Origin of the sequence: Terrabacter sp. Soil811 (assembly GCF_001429655.1) — a bacterium.
In the GTDB taxonomy this organism is placed as follows: Bacteria; Actinomycetota; Actinomycetes; order Actinomycetales; family Dermatophilaceae; genus Terrabacter.
This window is the reverse complement of sequence record NZ_LMSX01000001.1, coordinates 94,645-112,688: the sequence shown is the minus strand read 5'-3', so window position 1 is coordinate 112,688 and position 18,044 is coordinate 94,645. Positions and strand designations below refer to the sequence as shown.

General features: G+C 71.8%; 16 protein-coding genes. 14 read left to right on the top strand and 2 right to left on the bottom strand.

Annotated features, from left to right (window positions below; all coding sequences use genetic code 11):
- Positions 1-132 precede the first annotated feature (132 nt).
- Both ASH01_RS00485 and ASH01_RS00480 read right to left on the bottom strand, forming a co-directional pair.
- A complete protein-coding gene (locus ASH01_RS00485) occupies positions 133-1,302 on the bottom strand; it encodes a pyridoxal phosphate-dependent aminotransferase (protein ID WP_056770033.1) in 1,170 nt (389 codons plus the stop codon).
- A gap of 243 nt (positions 1,303-1,545) precedes the next feature.
- Positions 1,546-3,462 carry a DUF6541 family protein gene (locus ASH01_RS00480; RefSeq protein WP_056770030.1) on the bottom strand — a complete coding sequence of 639 codons (1,917 nt, stop codon included), beginning with the start codon at positions 3,460-3,462 and terminating at the stop codon, positions 1,546-1,548.
- A gap of 285 nt (positions 3,463-3,747) precedes the next feature.
- Here ASH01_RS00480 and rpsB point away from each other — a divergent pair, with 285 nt between their 5' ends.
- The 14 genes from rpsB to rlmN all read left to right on the top strand — a co-directional run bounded on the left by rpsB (position 3,748) and on the right by rlmN (position 18,011).
- On the top strand, positions 3,748-4,677 hold the full coding sequence (rpsB, locus tag ASH01_RS00475) for a 30S ribosomal protein S2 (RefSeq protein ID WP_056770029.1): 930 nt from the start codon (positions 3,748-3,750) through the stop codon (positions 4,675-4,677).
- A gap of 64 nt (positions 4,678-4,741) precedes the next feature.
- Complete coding sequence (gene tsf, locus ASH01_RS00470; protein ID WP_056770026.1) at positions 4,742-5,572, top strand: translation elongation factor Ts; 831 nt, start codon at positions 4,742-4,744, stop codon at positions 5,570-5,572.
- A 151-nt stretch (positions 5,573-5,723) separates the two neighbouring features.
- Positions 5,724-6,323, top strand: a complete 600-nt coding sequence (locus ASH01_RS00465) for an antibiotic biosynthesis monooxygenase (protein ID WP_056770024.1) — start codon at positions 5,724-5,726, stop codon at positions 6,321-6,323.
- Between the two features lie 127 nt (positions 6,324-6,450).
- A complete protein-coding gene (gene sqr / locus ASH01_RS00460) occupies positions 6,451-7,698 on the top strand; it encodes a type III sulfide quinone reductase, selenoprotein subtype (RefSeq protein ID WP_200961736.1) in 1,248 nt (415 codons plus the stop codon).
- A 31-nt stretch (positions 7,699-7,729) separates the two neighbouring features.
- Positions 7,730-8,044, top strand: a complete 315-nt coding sequence (locus tag ASH01_RS00455; RefSeq protein WP_056770021.1) for a TusE/DsrC/DsvC family sulfur relay protein — start codon at positions 7,730-7,732, stop codon at positions 8,042-8,044.
- On the top strand, positions 8,044-8,562 hold the full coding sequence (locus ASH01_RS00450) for a DsrE/DsrF/DrsH-like family protein (protein ID WP_056770018.1): 519 nt from the start codon (positions 8,044-8,046) through the stop codon (positions 8,560-8,562). Before ASH01_RS00455 ends, ASH01_RS00450 begins: the two co-directional genes overlap by 1 nt.
- A 115-nt stretch (positions 8,563-8,677) precedes the next feature.
- A complete protein-coding gene (locus ASH01_RS00445) occupies positions 8,678-9,454 on the top strand; it encodes a response regulator transcription factor (protein ID WP_056770015.1) in 777 nt (258 codons plus the stop codon).
- Positions 9,451-12,174, top strand: a complete 2,724-nt coding sequence (locus ASH01_RS00440) for a DUF4153 domain-containing protein (protein WP_056770013.1) — start codon at positions 9,451-9,453, stop codon at positions 12,172-12,174. Before ASH01_RS00445 ends, ASH01_RS00440 begins: the two co-directional genes overlap by 4 nt.
- A gap of 14 nt (positions 12,175-12,188) precedes the next feature.
- Positions 12,189-13,328, top strand: a complete 1,140-nt coding sequence (locus ASH01_RS00435; RefSeq protein ID WP_056770010.1) for an aminotransferase class V-fold PLP-dependent enzyme — start codon at positions 12,189-12,191, stop codon at positions 13,326-13,328.
- A gap of 79 nt (positions 13,329-13,407) precedes the next feature.
- Positions 13,408-14,136 carry a UMP kinase gene (pyrH, locus tag ASH01_RS00430; RefSeq protein ID WP_056770006.1) on the top strand — a complete coding sequence of 243 codons (729 nt, stop codon included), beginning with the start codon at positions 13,408-13,410 and terminating at the stop codon, positions 14,134-14,136.
- 124 nt (positions 14,137-14,260) lie between these two features.
- Positions 14,261-14,818 carry a ribosome recycling factor gene (frr, locus tag ASH01_RS00425; RefSeq protein WP_056753911.1) on the top strand — a complete coding sequence of 186 codons (558 nt, stop codon included), beginning with the start codon at positions 14,261-14,263 and terminating at the stop codon, positions 14,816-14,818.
- Positions 14,819-14,834: 16 nt separating this feature from the next.
- Positions 14,835-15,803, top strand: coding sequence for a phosphatidate cytidylyltransferase (locus ASH01_RS00420; RefSeq protein ID WP_056770004.1), 969 nt, complete (start codon positions 14,835-14,837; stop codon positions 15,801-15,803).
- Positions 15,804-15,807: 4 nt separating this feature from the next.
- A complete protein-coding gene (locus ASH01_RS00415; protein ID WP_235508604.1) occupies positions 15,808-16,638 on the top strand; it encodes an SDR family NAD(P)-dependent oxidoreductase in 831 nt (276 codons plus the stop codon).
- Positions 16,639-16,775: 137 nt separating this feature from the next.
- Positions 16,776-18,011 carry a 23S rRNA (adenine(2503)-C(2))-methyltransferase RlmN gene (gene rlmN, locus ASH01_RS00410; RefSeq protein ID WP_082619316.1) on the top strand — a complete coding sequence of 412 codons (1,236 nt, stop codon included), beginning with the start codon at positions 16,776-16,778 and terminating at the stop codon, positions 18,009-18,011.
- Positions 18,012-18,044: the final 33 nt, after the last annotated feature.

The following is an 18,044-nucleotide window of genomic DNA, read 5'->3' as shown; positions in this document are numbered from 1 at the left end:
GGCCACTCGAGTGGGGTAGGACCGGCCGCTGACTCCACTGGGTCAGGTGTGACGGCGGGGCCACTCGAGTGTGATTGCGCGCTCACTCGTGTGGGACGGGGCGCTCACTCGACTGGGCGGGCGTTGGGGCGGTCAGGCGGTTCGGGTGCCGGCGGCGGCGAGGCGGCGGCTGGCCTCGAGCAGCACCTCGTCCTTTTTGCAGAAGGCGAACCGCACCAACGTGCGCGCCGCCTCCTGGTCGTCGTGGAAGACGGACACCGGCACCCCGACGACCCCGGCGAGGTCCGGCAGCCGGCGGGCGAACTGCAGCCCGTCGACCGCACCCAGCGGCGCGGCGTCCGCGATGACGAAGTACGTGCCCGACGGCCGGGCGACCTGCAGGCCCGACGCCTCGAGCGCCGAGCACAGCAGGTCGCGCTTGGCCTGGAGCGAGTCCCGCAGGCCGGCATACACCTCGTCGCCGAGCCCGAGGGCGAGGGCCACGGCCGGCTGGAACGGTCCGGACGCGACGTACGTGAGGAACTGCTTGACGGTGCGCGCCGCCGCGACCGCCTCGGCGGGACCCGAGAGCCAGCCGACCTTCCAGCCGGTGGCCGAGAACGTCTTGCCGCCCGAGCTGATCGTGATGGTGCGGTCGGCCATGCCCGGCAGGGTCGCCATCGGCACGTGCTCGGCGTCGTCGAAGACGAGGTGCTCGTAGACCTCGTCGGTGACGACCCAGGCGTCGTGCTCGCGCGCGAGCGACGCGATGAGATCGAGCTCGGCCCGCGTGAAGACCTTGCCGGTCGGGTTGTGCGGCGTGTTGAGCAGCACGAGACGGGTCCGCGAGGAGAAGGCTGCCCGCAGCGACACCTCGTCGACCGCGAAGTCGGGGAAGCGGAGCACCGACGTGCGGCGGGTCGCTCCCGCGAGAGCGATCGTGGCGGCATACGAGTCGTAGTAGGGCTCGAAGGTGACGACCTCGTCGCCTGGCTCGCAGAGGGCGAGGACGACCGACGCGATCGCCTCGGTCGCACCGGCAGTGACGAGCACCTGCGACGCGGGGTCGAGCGAGATCCCGTAGAAGCGCTGCTGGTGCGCGGCGACGGCCTCGAGCAGCTCCGGGACCCCCGGCCCCGGCGGGTACTGGTTGCGGCCGCCGTCGATCGCGGCCTTGGCCGCCTCGAGCATCTCGTGGGGCCCGTCCGTGTCGGGGAAGCCCTGCCCGAGGTTGATGGCGCCGGTGCGGGTCGCGAGCGCCGACATCTCGGCGAAGATCGTCGTCCCGAAGGGCTGCATGCGCGAGATCAGCGGCGAGCTCATGGCTCGAGCGTAGCCACGACCGACCCGAGGACGGGGGAGAGCCCCCGCCTGGGCACCGGGCGGGGGCTCTGCGCCCTGCGGCGGCTGTGGAGGGGTCCTTTGCCGCGGACGTGAGTGGAGATCCCACCCGGTCAGGGGGTCCGTGTGGGATCTCCACCCCCACCATCGCGGTCGGGCCGAGAGTGTTACGCGCCGTCCACGAGTCGGCTCGGCAGACCCCAGGGCGTATGCCGTCCGGCCGGCTCAGGAGGCCGCCGCGGCGCCCAGCCCGCACCCGGTGACGCGGTAGAGCGTGTAGTCGCCGTCGGTCTGCACGGGCTCGACGCCGTCCACGTTTGCGAGGTCCTTGAGCCCGGACGAGCGCTCCGGGCGGTCGAGCCAGTAGACGTGCGTCGAGTCGATGGCCCAGCGGATGTCGTGGCGCGCCATGGCGGCGCAGACGTCCGGCCGATTCGCCATGTCGTCGAAGCCGGTGCCGATGACGATCTCGTCGCCGGTCGTGGGGATCGGGATCGAGCGGTAGAGGGTGTTGGTGCCGAAGAGCGGCCACATGAGCGGCGAGCCGTTCTCGGGGCGCCCGACGACGCCCTGGCCGGGCGGGATGAGGGCGTTGAGCCGGCGCAGCGAGTCCTGCGCCTCGAACGACAGGATGACCTTCTTCGGGTCGTCCGGCTGGAAGAAGCCGGTGAGCATCCGTTCGCGGGTGGCGCCGTTGAGCCCGAGCGTGAGGACCGGGATGACGAGCACCGCGACGAGCCCGACGACGACGGGCCGCGACCCGAGGCCGGGCACCTTGCGCAGCAGCTCGCGCAGGGCCGGGGCGGCCGCGGCGACGAGGACGACGCCGGGGACGGCGGCGAGCGAGGCGAGCCGGACCTTGTCGTTGTACCAGTAGCCCGTGATGAGGGAGGTCCACGACATCGTCGACGACGCGGCCATGACGTAGAGGACGACGACGGCTCCCCACATGGCCACGACCGGCAGGGCGGCCCTGGCGCGCAGCGCGATCCAGCCGATCCCGAGGGCGATGAGCAGGACGAGGCCCCAGAGCACGTCGGGGATCTGCAGCCGGCCGCCGACGACCTCGACGAGGGCGGTCCAGGCCGAGACCCGGTCCTTCCACTCGTAGGACTGGGTCGAGGCCAGCTGGGCCGACACGACGGGAGCCGCCACGAGCCCGGCCACACCGACGACGGCGACGATCGCGAGGTCGCGCGCGACGACCCACCACGAGACATGGTGCAGCAGTCCGGCCCGCACCCTCGCGGTGACGAACCAGACGAGCGCGAAGAGCACGAGGGCCACGAGCGCGTTGGGCTGGATCAGGGCGAGGCCCGGCAGGGCGGCGCCGAAGGCGAGCCACTGCCCGATGCGCCCGGACCGCGCGGCCTGGAGCATGAGGGCGAGCGCGCCGGGGGTCAGCGCGGTCGCCATGAGGTTGGGCCAGAGGACGCCCCAGCCGAGGAGGATCGTCGGGAAGGCGATGAAGGCTGCGGAGGCGAACCCGGCGGCATACGTCACGAGGCGGGAGGTGCCGAGCGCGTGGCGCACGAGGGCCACGCAGCCGACCGGCCACACGAGGGCCGCCAGCACGATCGTCGCGACGTTGGTGCCGGGCAGCACGTCGGCGACCCCGGGCAGGAGGCTGGTCGCGATCCAGGAGTGGAAGCCGTTGGGGTAGAAGGTCGGGTTGGCGATCGAGAAGTTGCCGGTCTCGAGGAAGGTCTTGATGCGCCCGAGGTGGTAGACGGCGTCGGGGGAGTCGACGAGCTCGTCGGGTCGCCCGATCGCCGGGAGGATCGTGGCGAGCGCGAGGACGGCACCGATGGCGATGGCGACGACCGCGTCGGGCCGCGGCCGGCCGAGGAGACGGCGGGCCGCGCCGAGCTCCGGGTCCTGGCGCCCGAAGAGCCGCATCCCGAGCCAGGCGACGGCCACGGCGATCGCCGTGACGACGACGAGCGGCAGCAGCCCCCAGCGCACCCCGACCCGCTGCGCGAGCGTCGCGCAGACGGCGATGATGCCGACGGAGACCGCCGGGGAGACGGCCAGAGCCTCGAGGCCCCGCGCGCCCAGGGCGCGCACGACGAGCCAGCCGGGCAGGAAGAGCACCAGCGAGAGGACGACGAAGGCCGGGATCGTCTCCACCCAGTGCGCCATGCGGGACATTCTGTCGGGTCGCCACGATTTCTCCACAACCCGGGTCAGGACGTACGATGGTCGGCGGTCCCGTGTGCTCGTCGCACGGACCGTAATTCGCGCGTCTTCTGCCGGTCCGCCGGACCGGGTCACACCACGGCAGTCCCCGCCGTTCGCGGCGGGGCGGGGTGCGTCAGGCGCCAGGAGTGAGGTCGTATGCCGCCCGCCGGGCCACGTCTGTGACGTGACCGCCGGGCGTCGGCGCCCACGCACAACTGACAACATCGAACCAAGGGAGAACACGGCATGGCCGTCGTCACCATGCGCCAGCTCCTCGAGAGCGGCGTCCACTTCGGGCACCAGACCCGTCGCTGGAACCCCAAGATGAAGCGCTTCATCATGACCGAGCGCAACGGCATCTACATCATCGACCTGCAGCAGTCGCTGACGTACATCAACAACGCGTACGACTTCGTCAAGGAGACGGTCGCCCACGGTGGCACCATCCTCTTCGTCGGCACGAAGAAGCAGGCCCAGGAGCCCATCGCCGAGCAGGCGACGCGCGTCGGCATGCCGTACGTCAACCACCGCTGGCTCGGTGGCATGCTCACCAACTTCCAGACGATCTCCAAGCGCCTCACGCGCCTCAAGGAGCTCGAGGAGCTGAACTTCGACGACGTGGCCGGCTCGGGCTACACGAAGAAGGAGCTGCTCATCCTCAAGCGCGAGATGATCAAGCTCGAGCGCACCCTGGGCGGCATCCGCACCATGGCCAAGGTCCCCTCGGCCGTGTGGATCGTCGACACCAAGAAGGAGCACCTCGCCGTCGACGAGGCGCGCAAGCTCGGCCTCCCGGTCATCGCGATCCTCGACACGAACTGCGACCCCGACGAGGTCGACTACAAGATCCCCGGCAACGACGACGCGATCCGCTCCGTCACGCTGCTGACGCGGGTCATCGCCGACGCCGTCGCCGACGGTCTCGTCCAGCGCTCGTCCGGCAAGTCCGGTGGCGACGCGCAGGCCGAGGAGCCGCTGGCCGAGTGGGAGCGCGAGCTCTACGCCGACGCCGCTGCCGGCACGGAGACCACCGAGGCCCCCGCCGCCGAGGCGACCGAGGCTCCGGCCGCTGACGCCACGGAGGCTCCGGCCGCTGAGGCACCGGCTGCTGAGGCTCCGGCCGCTGAGGCCAGCGAGGCCCCCGCCGAGGCGACGGCCGGTGCCGAGAAGGCCTGACGGTCTTCCGCACCAGCCGCACCACACGAGTCAATCTCCACTGACGAAAAGAGCGATACAGAGCATGGCGAACTACACCGCCGCTGACATCAAGGCGCTGCGCGAGCAGACGGGCGCCGGCATGATGGACGTCAAGAAGGCCCTCGACGAGGCCGAGGGCGACCGCGCCAAGGCCATCGAGATCCTTCGCGTCAAGGGCCTCAAGGGCGTCACGAAGCGTGAGGGCCGCTCGGCCTCCAACGGCCTCGTGGCGGCCTCGGCCACCGACGGCGTCGGCACCCTGGTCGAGGTCAACTGCGAGACCGACTTCGTCGCGAAGGGCGAGAAGTTCATCGCCCTGGCCGACCAGGTCCTCACGCAGGCCGTCGCCGCCGGCGCCACCGACGCCGACTCGCTCCTCGCCAGCACGTTCGAGGACGGCAAGACCGTCCAGGAGCTGCTCGACGAGGCCAACGCCACCATCGGCGAGAAGATCGAGGTCCGCCGCGTGGCGCGCCTCGAGGGCGACAAGGTCGTGTCCTACCTCCACAAGACGAGCCCCGACCTGCCCGCGCAGATCGGTGTCCTCGTCGCGCTCGAGGGTGGCGACGAGACCGTCGGTCGCGACGTCGCGATGCACATCGCCGCGTTCAGCCCCACGGTGCTGACGCGCGAGGAGGTCCCGGCCGAGACGGTCGAGAACGAGCGTCGCGTCGCCGAGGCCACGGCCAAGGAGGAGGGCAAGCCCGAGGCTGCCCTTCCCCGCATCATCGAGGGTCGCGTCAACGGCTTCTTCAAGGAGAACGTCCTGCTCGAGCAGGCCTTCGCCAAGGACGCCAAGAAGACCGTCGGCAAGGTGCTCGAGGAGGGCGGCGCCACGGCGAAGTCCTTTGCGCGCTTCCGCGTCGGCCAGTGAGGTCCTGACCCCACTCGTGCCCTCGCAGCACGCGTAGCGCAGAACCCGCGCATCACGACGACGTATGCCGGTCGCCCCCTCCGGGGCGGCCGGCATCGTCGCGTTCCGGGGCCGTCACCGGCCGCTCCGGACCCACCCCAGGAGGAGTCCCATGAGCACGAGCACCGACACGCCGGCCGATGCCGAGGTCGACGGCCCACTGACCGTCTCGATCACCCGTCGCGTGGCCCCCGAGGACGAGCTGCTCATGCAGGCCTGGGTCCACGCCGGGACCTCGATGGCCGAGCACTTCGAGGGCTTCCTCGGCGCCGGATGGGTGCGGTCCGGCACCGAGGACTGGCACATGCTCTACCGCTTCGACTCGCGCGCCCACCTCGACACGTGGGAGCGGTCGCCCGAGCGGCTGCGGTGGCTGCGCTCGGCGGCCGACCTCGTCGAGCACCGTCGCACGGAGTACCGCACCGGCATCGAGGGTTGGTTCGACGAGCCGGCGTCGTCGTCGGTGCACGAGGTCGGGGCGACCGGACCGGCGGGACCGCCTGCGCCGCCGCGCTGGAAGCAGGCGAGCGTCATCTGGATCGCCTTCTTCCCGACCAGTCTGGCGCTGTCCTACCTCCTCTCGCCGTGGAGCGGGGACTGGCCGGTCGTCCTGCGCGTTTTCGTGACGACCTTGCTCGCGACGCCGTGGATGACCTACGTCTTCCTCCCGTTCGTGACCCGGCTCTTCGGTCGGTGGCTCAAGGCCGACTGACGACTGGCGTCCGGCCGACAGCGACGTCGGCGAAATCGCTTGTGAGGCAAGCCTTTGTCTCGCACCTCACAGTCCTTCTGTCTGGTGGCTCACAGCGCTCCTGATACCCACGGGGGTACTTTGGAGCATGACCACCACCATGAGAACCCTCGTGGTCCTGGGAGCGGGCACGGCCGGCACCATGGTCGTGAACAAGCTGAGGCACCGCCTCCCCACCAGCGAGTGGCGCATCACCGTCGTCGACAAGGACGACCTGCACGACTACCAGCCGGGCTACCTCTTCCTGCCCTTCGGGCTCATCGAGCCGGAGCAGGTCAGAAGGACCCGTCACGGTCTCATCACCGAGGGTGTCGAGCTCGTGCTCGGCGACGTCGACCGCGTCGACCCGCAGGCCTGTGAGGTGTCGCTCCTCGACGGACGCACTCTCGTCTACGACGAGCTCGTCATCGCCTCCGGCACGAGCCCGCGTCCCGACCAGACGCCGGGGATGCTCGGGGCCGAGTGGCACCGCAGCGTCGGCGAGTTCTACACCTACGACGGCGCCCTGGCGCTCCGCGAGTCGCTCGCCGGCTTCTCGGGCGGCCGGCTCGTCGTGCACGTCACCGAGATGCCGATCAAGTGCCCGGTGGCGCCCCTCGAGTTCGCGTTCCTCGCCGACGACTTCCTGCGCCGCCGTGGTCTGCGCGACCGCTCCGAGATCGTCTACGTGACCCCGCTCGACGGCGCCTTCACCAAGCCGGTCGCGAGCCGCGAGCTGGGCCACCTGCTCGCCGACAAGGGGATCACCCTCGAGACCGACTTCATGGTCGAGCACGTGGACCAGGAGCGGCGCGTCCTCGTGTCCTACGACGAGCGCGAGGTCGCCTACGACCAGCTCGTGACGATCCCGCTCAACATGGGCGCCGACTTCGTCGCCCGGTCGGGACTCGGCGACGAGCTCAACTACGTCCCGGTCGACAAGCACACGATGCGCTCGACCGAGCACCCGGCGATCTGGGTCCTCGGCGACGCGAGCACCATCCCGACCTCCAAGGCCGGCTCCGTCGCGCACTTCTCCGTCGAGGTGTTCGTCGACAACTTCGTCGAGCACGCTCGCGGGCAGGCCATGACGCACTCCTTCGACGGGCACGCCAACTGCTTCGTCGAGTCCGGTGGCGGCAAGGCGATGCTCCTCGACTTCAACTACGACACCGAGCCGCTGACCGGCACGTTCCCGCTGCCACACCTGGGTCCGATGACCCTGCTCAAGGAGTCGCGGGCCAACCACGTCGGCAAGCTCGCGTTCCGCCACATCTACTGGAACCTCCTGCTCCCCGGACGACCTCTCGGCCTGCCCGCGCAGATGTCGATGGCGGGGAAGGTCCCCGCCGCCTGAGCTCGACCAGACACAGACAAGGAGCGTCACCATGCCCACCACGACGATCGCCGGCCAAGCCGTCGAGGTCAACGACGAGGGCTTCCTCACCCGTCCCGACCAGTGGTCCGACGACCTCGGCACCGAGCTCGCCCGGCTCATCGGGATCGATCTGACGGCCGACCACTGGAAGCTCCTCCACTTCCTCCGCGACGACTTCGCCCACCAGGGCGAGACCGCGACCCTCCGCCGCGTCAGCACGCAGACCGGCACCCCGATCAAGTCCCTCTTCGACCTCTTCCCCGGCAAGCCGGCCAAGAAGATGGCCTACGTCGCGGGGCTGCCCAAGCCGAAGGGATGTGTGTGATGACCACGCACGCCGACCAGACCACCCCGTTCGTGCCGAGGTTCGACGCGCCCGAGTCGCAGGGCCGCAAACTGGCGATCATCTGCAGCAAGGGCAACCTCGACATGGCCTACCCGGGCCTTATCCTCGCCAACGCGGCCCTCGGTGAGGGCGTCGAGACCCACCTCTTCTTCACCTTCTGGGGCTTCGACATGATCAACAAGAAGACCTCGGGCGACCTGAAGTTCACGATGCTCGGCAACACCGCGACGCACCTGCCGCAGGGCCTCGGCGGCATCCCCGGGATGACGCACCTCGCCACGTCGCAGATGAAGAAGGCCATCGCCGACCTCGACGTGCCCGAGGTCCCGGAGTTCCTCGACCAGATCGTCGGCTCGGGCGGGCACCTGTGGGCCTGCCGGATGTCGGCGGACATGCAGCACCTGACCGAGGGCGACCTCCGCGACGACGTCGAGGGGATCATCTCGGCCTCGGACTTCATCGAGCTGACGGAGGGCGCGCAGCTGCTCTTCATCTGAGCCACCGTGGTGGGTGGGTGTGGCCGGTCGGGCCGGTGTGGGCCCGGCCGGCCTTCACACGATCTCCACACGTCGCACCCTCGCCACCCGCGCGCCCGCTCCTAGGCTCAGGGGCATGAACCAGGGGTATGCGGCACCGTCCTCGAGCGCCAGCGCTCCCGTGCTGCTCGTTGTCGAGGACGACCCGACGATCAACCAGGCCGTCACGGATCGACTTGTGGCAGAAGGCTTCCGGGTGGTCCAGGCCTTCGACGGGCCCGGAGCCGTCGCCGCCCACGCGGAGCACGCCCCCGACCTCGTCGTCCTCGACCTCATGCTGCCCGGCTTCGACGGGCTCGAGGTGTGCCGACGCATCCAGGGGGAGCGCCCGGTGCCGGTCCTCATGCTCACGGCGCGCGCGGACGAGACCGACCTGCTCGTCGGTCTCGGCGTCGGCGCCGACGACTACGTGACCAAGCCGTTCCGCATGCGTGAGGTCGTCGCCCGCATCCGCGCCCTGCTGCGTCGCGTCGAGCGGGCGCGCGAGCTGGCCGCCGAGCAGCCGCCCGTGCTGACCGTCGGCGACCTGACCGTCGACCGCGGGTCGCGCCGCGTCTCGGCACGGGGGAGCGAGGTGCACCTGACGCCGCTCGAGTTCGACCTCCTGCTGGCCCTCGCGGCCGAGCCGGGGGCGGTGCGCGAGCGCGACGGGCTGATGCGCGAGGTCTGGGGCTGGGCGGACGCCGGCGGCACCCGCACCCTCGACAGCCACGTCAAGTCCCTCCGCGCCAAGATCGGGGCCGACCGCGTCCGCACCGTCCACGGCGTCGGCTACGCGCTCGAGGCCGGCGAGGCCCTCGTGGCCGCCGACGACGACGACACCCCCGAGGCGCCCGACGAGGCGCGGCCGTGAACGCCGACCGGCCCCTCGACGGCATCCGCTCGATCAAGGCCAAGCTCGGTCTGCTCGTCGCGGCCAGCATCGTGGCCGCGTCGCTCGTGTCCGTCATCGGTGACCGGGCCGGTGTGCCCGGCTGGCTCACCCTCCCGGTGACGGTCGCCGCCGCCCTCGGGGTCACCCAGTGGCTGGCTCGCGGGATGACCTCACCGCTGCGCGAGATGACGACGGCGGCGTCGCGGATGGCGACGGGGGACTACTCGCAGCGCGTCACGGCGACGTCCGCCGACGAGGTGGGGGTGCTCGCCGACGCCTTCAACACCATGGCGGCCGACCTCGCCGGCGCCGACCAGCAGCGACGCCAGCTCGTCGCCACCGTCTCCCACGAGCTGCGCACACCGCTCGCCGCCCAGCAGGCCCTGCTCGAGAACCTCGTCGACGGTGTCGTGCGCCCCGACGACGCCGTCCTGCGCACCGCGCTGGCCCAGGCCGAGCGGCTCGGCACGCTCGTCGGCGACCTCCTCGACCTCAGCCGCGTCGACGGCGGTCGCGCTCCGCTCGCGCTCGCGGACGTCGACGTCCGCGAGCTCGTCGAGGGCGCCGTGGCCGAGGCCGGCGTCTCCCGGCGCGGCACCGTCCACGTCGTCGACGTCCCCGCCGACCTTCCCGTCACCGGGGACGCGGCCCGCCTCGCGCAGCTGCTCGCCAACCTGCTCGACAACGCCGACCGGCACAGCCCGGCCGGTGGCCGGGTCACCGTGAGCGCGGGTCCCGACGGCCCGGACCGGTGGTGGCTCATGGTCGCCGACGAGGGACCGGGCATCCCGCCCGAGCACGTGCACCGGATCTTCGACCGTTTCGGGTCGGGCGACGACGCCGGGGGAGGCACAGGCATCGGGCTCGCCATCGCCAGTTGGGTGTGCGAGCTGCACGGCGGGTCGATCTCCGCGGTCTCGCCGCCCGAGGGGGAGCACGGCGCCCGGCTCCGGGCCGTCCTGCCCCGCACCCCTGCCCGCACGTCGCCGTCTGCCACCGAAAGCCTCGCGCAGGTCCCCTCCGGTCCCCCGATCCCCAGGATCCCCTCGATCACCACCGACGCGACCGCGCCCGCCGCGGCGCCCGACACCGAGGAGCCCACCGTGCCCGCACCCATCCCCGCCGCGGCGGGACCCACCCCGTCCGGAGCGCCACGCGCCCCGGGCTCCGAGGGCCGCCCGACGGCATACGCCGGCGTTCCGGTGGGGGCGCCCAGGCCCGTCGTCGACTCGCTCTTCGGCGACCTCTGGCCGGAGGCCGGCCTCGGGCCGCAGGTGCGCCTGCTGCTGCTCTGCCTCGGCGTCGGCGTCCTGTCCGCCGTCCTGCTGCCCTACCGCGACATCGGGGTCGCCCTCTTCGGGGTGCTCCTGCTCGGCGGCGTCGTGCTGTGGCGCTCGACGCGCCACCGTGCCGGCCGCTGGACCACGGTGAGCAGCGTGCTCTGCGTCGTACTCGCTTCCTTCTCGGTGCTGCGAGCCGCCGAGTGGCTCACGGTCATCTCCGTCATGCTCGGGGTCGTCGTGCTGACCACGGCCCTCACCGACGCCAGGGGATTCCTCTCCGTCGTCGCCGGCCTCGCCTCCTGGCCCCTCGCCGCCGTGCGCGGACTGCCGCTGCTCGGGCGCACCGTCGCCGCGACGAGCCGCATCAACGTCGTGTGGCCGGTCGTGCGCACGGCCGCCATCTCGCTCGTCGCGCTCGTCGTCTTCGGTGGCCTCTTCGCCTCCGGCGACGCGGTCTTCGGGTCGTGGGCGCAGGCGATCGTGCCGCACTTCGCGTGGGACGGGCTGACCTTCCGCTTCTTCGTCGGCTTCGTCATGGGTGGTGCCCTGCTCGCCGCCGGCTACGTCGCCCTCAACCCTCCGCGCGTCGACCGGGTCGCGCTCCCGGAGGGACGCCCGGTGGCCCGGCTCTGGGAGTGGGTCGTGCCCGTCGGCCTGGTCGTCGCCCTCTTCGCCGCATTCGTCGTCGCCCAGGCCGCGGCGCTGTTCGGCGGTCACGACTACGTCCAGCGCACGACCGGGCTGACGTATGCCGAGTACGTCCACCAGGGCTTCGGCCAGCTCACGGCCGCCACGGTGCTCACCCTGGCGACCGTGGCGCTCGCGGTCCGCAAGGCGCCACGCTCCACGTCCCGGGAGCGTCTCGTGCTGCGGGTCGCGCTCGGAGCGCTGTGCGCCCTGACGCTCGTCGTCGTCGCCTCGGCCCTGCACCGGATGGACCTCTACCAGCAGGCCTACGGCTTCACGCTGCTCCGGGTGCTCGTCGACGGTTTCGAGCTCTGGCTCGGCCTGCTCGTCGTGCTCGTCCTGGTCGCCGGGGTGCGTCTCTCGGGCTGGTGGCTGCCGCGGGCCGCACTCGTCTCTGCTGTTGCCATCGTGCTCGTCGGGGGCCTGGCCAACCCCGAGGCGTGGGTCGCACAGCGCAACATCGACCGCTACCAGGCGACGGGCAAGCTCGACGCGGCCTACCTCCGGACGCTGGGAGCGGACGCCACCCCGGCGATCGTCGCCGGCCTGCCGCGCGACGTCTCGGCCTGCATCGTGCTCCCGTCGACGATCTCGGCACGCGCCTCCCGCGAGGACGCACTGTCGTGGAACCTCGGCCGCTCCCGAGAGGCCTCCGTGGACGTCGCGCCGATGACCCCCGCCGAGGCGGCCCGGTGCCCGGGCCTGATGTCGGGCGGTCTCAACCCCTGAGGCAGGATGTCCGGGTGCGCCGCGACATCGCCGACCTGTTCGAGCTCGACCCGGCCCTGACCCACCTCAACCACGGTGCGTTCGGGGCGGTGCCCCGATCGGTCCGCGAGGCGCAGGACCGCGCCCGGGCCCGCATCGAGGGGGCGCCGATGCGGGCCTTCCGCGACGAGCTCCCCGCGACGCTCTCGGGTGCCCGCGAGGCGGCCGCGACCTTCCTCGGCGTGCCGGCAGGGTCGACCGCCCTCGTGCGCAACGTCACCGAGGCGGTCGGGGTCGTGCTCCAGGGTCTCGGCATCGGCCCCGGTGACGACGTCGTCGTCGGCAACCACGGCTACCTCACGGCCGGCTGGTCCGCCGAGGCGCGCGGTGCGACGCTGCGGACGGCGGTCTTCGGCGTCGACAGCGACCCGGACGACGTCGTGGCGGCCTTCGCGGCCACCGTGACCGACCGCACCCGCCTCGTCGTCATCGACCAGATCACCTCCCCGACGGCCCTCGTCCTCCCGGTCGCCGAGGTGGCAGCCGCCGTCGCACCCGTCCCGGTTCTCGTCGACGCCGCCCACGTGCCCGGAGCCCTGCCGGACCTCGACGTCGAGGCTCTCGGGGTGGCGTTCTGGGCGGGCAACCTGCACAAGTGGGCCTACACGCCGCGCGCCGCCGCCACGCTCTGGGTGGCTCCCGAGCACCGCGACGCGATGCGTCCGCTCGTCACCTCGTGGAGCCACGGGCTGCCCTTCCCCGAGCGCTTCGACCTCCAGGGCACCGTCGACCACTCGTCGTGGGTGGCCGTGCCCGACGGCCTGGCCGCCTGGGCCGCCCTCGGTGGCTGGGAGCAGGTCCGGTGCAACGCCGACCTGCTCCTGCGCGGGGCCGAGCTCGTGCGGGACGCACTCGGCACGGACGGCCCGCACGGCGGCATACCCTCCGCCCCGTGCCTACGCCTCGTCGCGCTGCCCGACGGGGTGGCGACGACGACCGAGGACGCCGAGGCCCTGTGGCAGCGGTTGTATGCCGTCGGGCTCGTCGTGCCGCCCGTGGCCTTCGAGGGGCGCGGCTACGTGCGGCTGGCCGCCGCGCCGTACAACGACGAGGACGACTACGCCCGCCTCGCGGCCGTGCTACCGGGCCTGCTGTCCGACGTCCGAACCGCCTGAACCCGATGCGGCCGATGTCCGCCGGATGTGGAAAGATCGACCGACCGCCGGAACGCTGCCCACGAGGAGGCCCTGCGCCATGACCGACGCCCAGACAACCCCCTTCCACCGGGTCCTTCTCAAGCTCTCCGGTGAGGTGTTCGGGGGCGGGAGCATCGGCCTCGACCCGGCCGTCGTCTCCGGCATCGCCAAGCAGATCGCCGACGCCGTGCGCGGGGGCGTCGAGGTCGCCGTCGTCATCGGCGGCGGCAACTTCTTCCGCGGCGCCGAGCTCCAGCAGCGCGGCATGGACCGCACGCGTGCCGACTACATGGGCATGCTCGGCACCGTCATGAACTGCCTCGCCCTGCAGGACTTCCTCGAGAAGGAGGGCATCGAGACCCGGGTGCAGTCCGCGATCGCCATGCAGCAGGTCGCCGAGCCGTACATCCCGCGCCGGGCCATCCGCCACCTCGAGAAGCACCGCGTCGTCATCTTCGGCGCCGGCGCCGGCATGCCGTTCTTCTCCACCGACACGGTCAGCGCCCAGCGCGCCCTCGAGATCAAGTGCGACGCCGTGCTCATCGCCAAGAACGGCGTCGACGGTGTCTACGACGCCGACCCGCGTACCAACCCCGACGCCAAGAAGCTCGAGACGGTCACGTTCCAGGACGCCATCGTCGAGGGGCTCAAGGTCGTCGACGCGGCGGCCTTCAGCCTCTGCATGGAGAACAAGCTGCCCATGGTCGTCTTCGGCATGGAAGGCGCGGGCAACATCACGCGCGCCCTGCTCGGTGAGAAGATCGGCACGCTGGTCACCAACGCCTGAGCGCCACGGCACCTGCCGCGCGCGAGCACGACCACCGCGAAGCACCCGAACCACCTGTCACCCTGCACCACCCCCGCAGCACCCCCGCAGCACCCCACGAACGAGGGACGAGGAAGCCAGAGCCATGATCGAAGAGACGATGTTCGAGGCCGAGGAGAAGATGGACAAGGCCGTCGAGGTCCTCAAGGAGGACTTCGCGGGCATCCGCACCGGGCGCGCCAACCCGGGCCTGTTCAACAAGCTCACGGTCGAGTACTACGGCGCGCCGACCCCGCTGCAGCAGCTCGCCTCGTTCCAGAACCCCGAGCCCCGTACGATCCTCGTCATCCCGTTCGACAAGTCGGCGATGCACGAGATCGAGCGCGCCATCCGCGACTCCGACCTCGGCGTCAACCCGAGCAGCGACGGCAACCAGATCCGCTGCGTCATGCCGGAGCTGACCGAGGAGCGCCGCCGCGAGTACATCAAGCTCGCCAACCACAAGGCCGAAGAGGCACGGGTCTCGGTGCGCAACATCCGTCGCAAGGCCAAGACCGACCTCGACAAGCTCGTCAAGGACGGCGAGGTGGGCGAGGACGACGGGTCGCGTGCCGAGAAGGAGCTCGACGGCCTGACCAAGAAGCACACCGACCTCGTCGAAGGACTCGTCAAGGCCAAGGAGGCCGAGCTGCTCGAGGTGTGACCTCGATGCTCGACCGATGATGACGACTGACTCCCCGTCGGACCCCGTGGACCCCGCACCCGCGGCCCAGGCCGGCGACGGCGGGGCCGGGCCGCTCGAGCCCGTCCCCTACGACCCTGCGCTCGACGAGCTCGCCGGCCTCCCCGCCGAGGAGGTCATCGAGCAGAAGCAGAGCCGCGCGGGACGCAACCTGCCCGCGGCCATCGGGGTGGGTGTCGGCCTCGGAGCGCTCATCGTCGCGACCCTGCTCATCCGCAAGGAGTCGTTCATCGTCCTCGTCGCGCTCGCCGTGGCCGTGGGCATCTGGGAGCTGCGGGCGGCCCTGCGGCACGCAGCGGTCCGGGCTCCGCTCGTCCCACCGGTCGTGGGCATGGTCGTCATGCTGTGGGCGGCCTTCGTCCACGGGCCTGCCGGTCTCGTCGTGGCCTGGTCGCTGACGTGCCTCGCCGTCGTGCTCTGGCGCGGCACCGGCCGCCTTGACGGAGCCGGGCGCGACGTCCTCGGCGGCATCTTCATCGCCACCTATCCGACCTTCCTCGTCGGCTTCGCCATCCTCCTGCTCGCACCCGAGGACGGCGTCGCTCGTCTCTTCGTCTTCCTCATCACGACCGTGTGCAGCGACGTCGGCGGGTACGCCGCGGGCGTCCTCTTCGGCAAGCACCCCATGGCGCCCACCATCAGCCCCAAGAAGTCGTGGGAGGGCTTCGCGGGCTCGGTGCTGCTGTGCGTCGTCGCCGGCTCGCTCACCGTCCACTTCCTGCTCGACCACTCGTGGGTCATCGGGATCGCGCTGGGTGTCGGGGTGGCCGTCGCTGCGACGGTCGGCGACCTCATGGAGTCGCTCATCAAGCGGGACCTCGGCATCAAGGACATGTCCAACGTCCTTCCCGGTCACGGCGGTGTCATGGACCGGCTCGACTCGCTCGTCGTCGTGGCCCCCATCGTCTGGGCCGTGCTGACGCTCCTCGCCGCCAAGCCGGGCTGACCGGGTGGTCGCGGAGCGGGTGGCCGCGGACCGGGCGTCCGGCTCCGAGGCCGTGCCTTTCGACCAGACCGGCCGGGTCGTGCTCGTGACGGGTGCCGGAAGCGCGAGCGGCATCGGCTTCGCCACCGCACGGATGCTCGGTCGGCTCGGTGCCGCCGTCGTCGTCGCGGCCACGACCGACCGGGTGCACGAGCGCGTCGCCGAGCTCCGTCGCGACGGCGTGACGGCCAGTGGCCACGTCGGCGACCTGACCCGGGAGCTCGAGGCCGGAGCGCTCGTGGCCGCCTGCCTCGCGGAGCACGCTCGCCTCGACGTCGTCGTCAACAACGCCGGCATGACGAGCGCCGCCGACCCCGACCCGCTCGGCGGAGACCTGGGGTCCACCGACCCGTCGCGCTGGCGAGGCTCGCTCGCCCGCAACCTCGACACCGCCTATCTCGTGAGCCGGGCCGCCCTGCCGCACCTTCGGGTGTCCGGGGCAGGCCGGCTCGTGCTCGTGAGCAGCGTCACCGGCGGCGTCATGGCGATGCGGGGCGAGGTCGCCTACGCCACGGCCAAGGCCGCGCTCGTCGGGCTCGCCCGGGCCCTCGCGGTCGACGAGGGCCCGCACGGCACCACGGTCAACGCTGTCGCCCCGGGCTGGGTCGCCACCGGCTCCCAGACCGACGAGGAGGCGCGCGACGGGCGGGCCACACCGCTCGGTCGCTCAGGCAGCGCCGACGAGGTGGCCGCGGCCATCGCCTTCCTCGCCAGCCGTGAGGCGTCCTACGTCACGGGCCAGGTCCTCGTCGTCGACGGCGGCAACGCGGTCAGCGAGCAGCGCGCGCAGGCGTGACCCTTCGAGACCGCCGACGTGAACCAGGCGTGACCCTGGGCGTGGGCACCGGCTGCGGGAGGGCGGCATACGCCCTCGGTGCCGGCCACGGCGCCGGGCCGACCCGTTTTGACTCCACCTGAGAGACTGGAGGGGAGATGACCGACACCCCAGCCCCCGCCTCCGAGTCCGCCTCCGAGTCCGCTACTGAGCCCGCGTCCGTGCCGGCGCCCGTCGTGCTGGCCGAGCCGACGACCGCCCGCCCCGTGCCGGGGCAGCTGACCTTCCAGGCGCCCCGTCGCGGCAAACCGCCGCGGCACCTCGCCGACTTCACGCCGGCCGAGCGCAAAGAGGCCGTGGAGTCGTTGGGGCACAAGGGTTTCCGGGCCAAGCAGCTCTCGACCCACTATTTCGAGCGGCTCGAGGACGACCCCGAGCAGATGACCGACCTGCCGAAGGCCGTGCGGTCCGAGCTCGTCGCAGGCCTGCTCCCGACGCTGCTGACGCCGATCGTCCAGCGCGTCGCCGACGACGGCCAGACGATGAAGTACGCGTGGCGGCTGCACGACGGCGCGATCGTCGAGTCCGTGCTGATGCGCTACCCCAAGCGCGTCACCATCTGCATCTCGAGCCAGGCCGGCTGCGGCATGAACTGCCCGTTCTGCGCGACCGGCCAGGCCGGCCTGACCCGCAACATGTCCGCCGGCGAGATCGTCGAGCAGGTCGTCTGGGCGGCCCGGGCGCTGCGACGGGGTGAGCTCGCCGGGGGCGGTGACGACGACCGCGAGGCGCCGCTGCGCGTCAGCAACGTCGTCTTCATGGGCATGGGCGAGGCCCTCGCCAACTACAAGGCGTCCATCGGTGCGATCCGCCGGCTCACCGACCCCGCGCCCGACGGCCTCGGCATGTCGGCCCGCGGCATCACGATGTCGACGGTCGGGCTCGTCCCCGGCATCGACAAGCTGACGGCCGAGGGCATCCCGGTGACCCTCGCCCTCTCCCTGCACGCCCCGGACGACGAGCTGCGCAACGAGCTCGTGCCGATCAACACCCGGTGGTCCGTCGACGAGGCGCTCGACGCCGCCTACCGCTACTTCGAGGCGACCGGCCGTCGCGTGTCCATCGAGTACGCCCTGATCCGCGACATCAACGACCAGGGCTGGCGCGCCGACCTGCTCGGCGAGAAGCTCAACCGGCGGGGCCGGGGGTGGGTGCACGTCAACCCGATCCCGCTCAACCCGACGCCCGGCTCGAAGTGGACCGCGAGCCGGCCCGGCGTCGAGCAGAACTTCGTCGAGCGCCTGCGTGCCCACGGCATCCCGACGACGATCCGCGACACCCGTGGCCAGGACATCGACGGGGCCTGCGGCCAGCTCGCCGCGTCGACCGCCTGACCCGTCGACTCGACGACGTGACGGGGCCTGCGG

Bases quoted from the DNA above. Each gene is read 5' to 3' on its own strand.
- ASH01_RS00450 (WP_056770018.1), top strand. From the start codon at position 8,044: ATGACCACGCACGCCGACCAGACCACCCCGTTCGTGCCGAGGTTCGAC.
- ASH01_RS00455 (WP_056770021.1), top strand. From the start codon at position 7,730: ATGCCCACCACGACGATCGCCGGCCAAGCCGTCGAGGTCAACGACGAG.
- rlmN (WP_082619316.1), top strand. From the start codon at position 16,776: ATGACCGACACCCCAGCCCCCGCCTCCGAGTCCGCCTCCGAGTCCGCT.
- ASH01_RS00485 (WP_056770033.1), bottom strand. From the start codon at position 1,302: ATGAGCTCGCCGCTGATCTCGCGCATGCAGCCCTTCGGGACGACGATC.
- rpsB (WP_056770029.1), top strand. From the start codon at position 3,748: ATGGCCGTCGTCACCATGCGCCAGCTCCTCGAGAGCGGCGTCCACTTC.
- frr (WP_056753911.1), top strand. From the start codon at position 14,261: ATGATCGAAGAGACGATGTTCGAGGCCGAGGAGAAGATGGACAAGGCC.
- tsf (WP_056770026.1), top strand. From the start codon at position 4,742: ATGGCGAACTACACCGCCGCTGACATCAAGGCGCTGCGCGAGCAGACG.
- ASH01_RS00465 (WP_056770024.1), top strand. From the start codon at position 5,724: ATGAGCACGAGCACCGACACGCCGGCCGATGCCGAGGTCGACGGCCCA.
- ASH01_RS00480 (WP_056770030.1), bottom strand. From the start codon at position 3,462: ATGGCGCACTGGGTGGAGACGATCCCGGCCTTCGTCGTCCTCTCGCTG.
- pyrH (WP_056770006.1), top strand. From the start codon at position 13,408: ATGACCGACGCCCAGACAACCCCCTTCCACCGGGTCCTTCTCAAGCTC.
- ASH01_RS00420 (WP_056770004.1), top strand. From the start codon at position 14,835: ATGATGACGACTGACTCCCCGTCGGACCCCGTGGACCCCGCACCCGCG.
- ASH01_RS00445 (WP_056770015.1), top strand. From the start codon at position 8,678: ATGAACCAGGGGTATGCGGCACCGTCCTCGAGCGCCAGCGCTCCCGTG.
- sqr (WP_200961736.1), top strand. From the start codon at position 6,451: ATGACCACCACCATGAGAACCCTCGTGGTCCTGGGAGCGGGCACGGCC.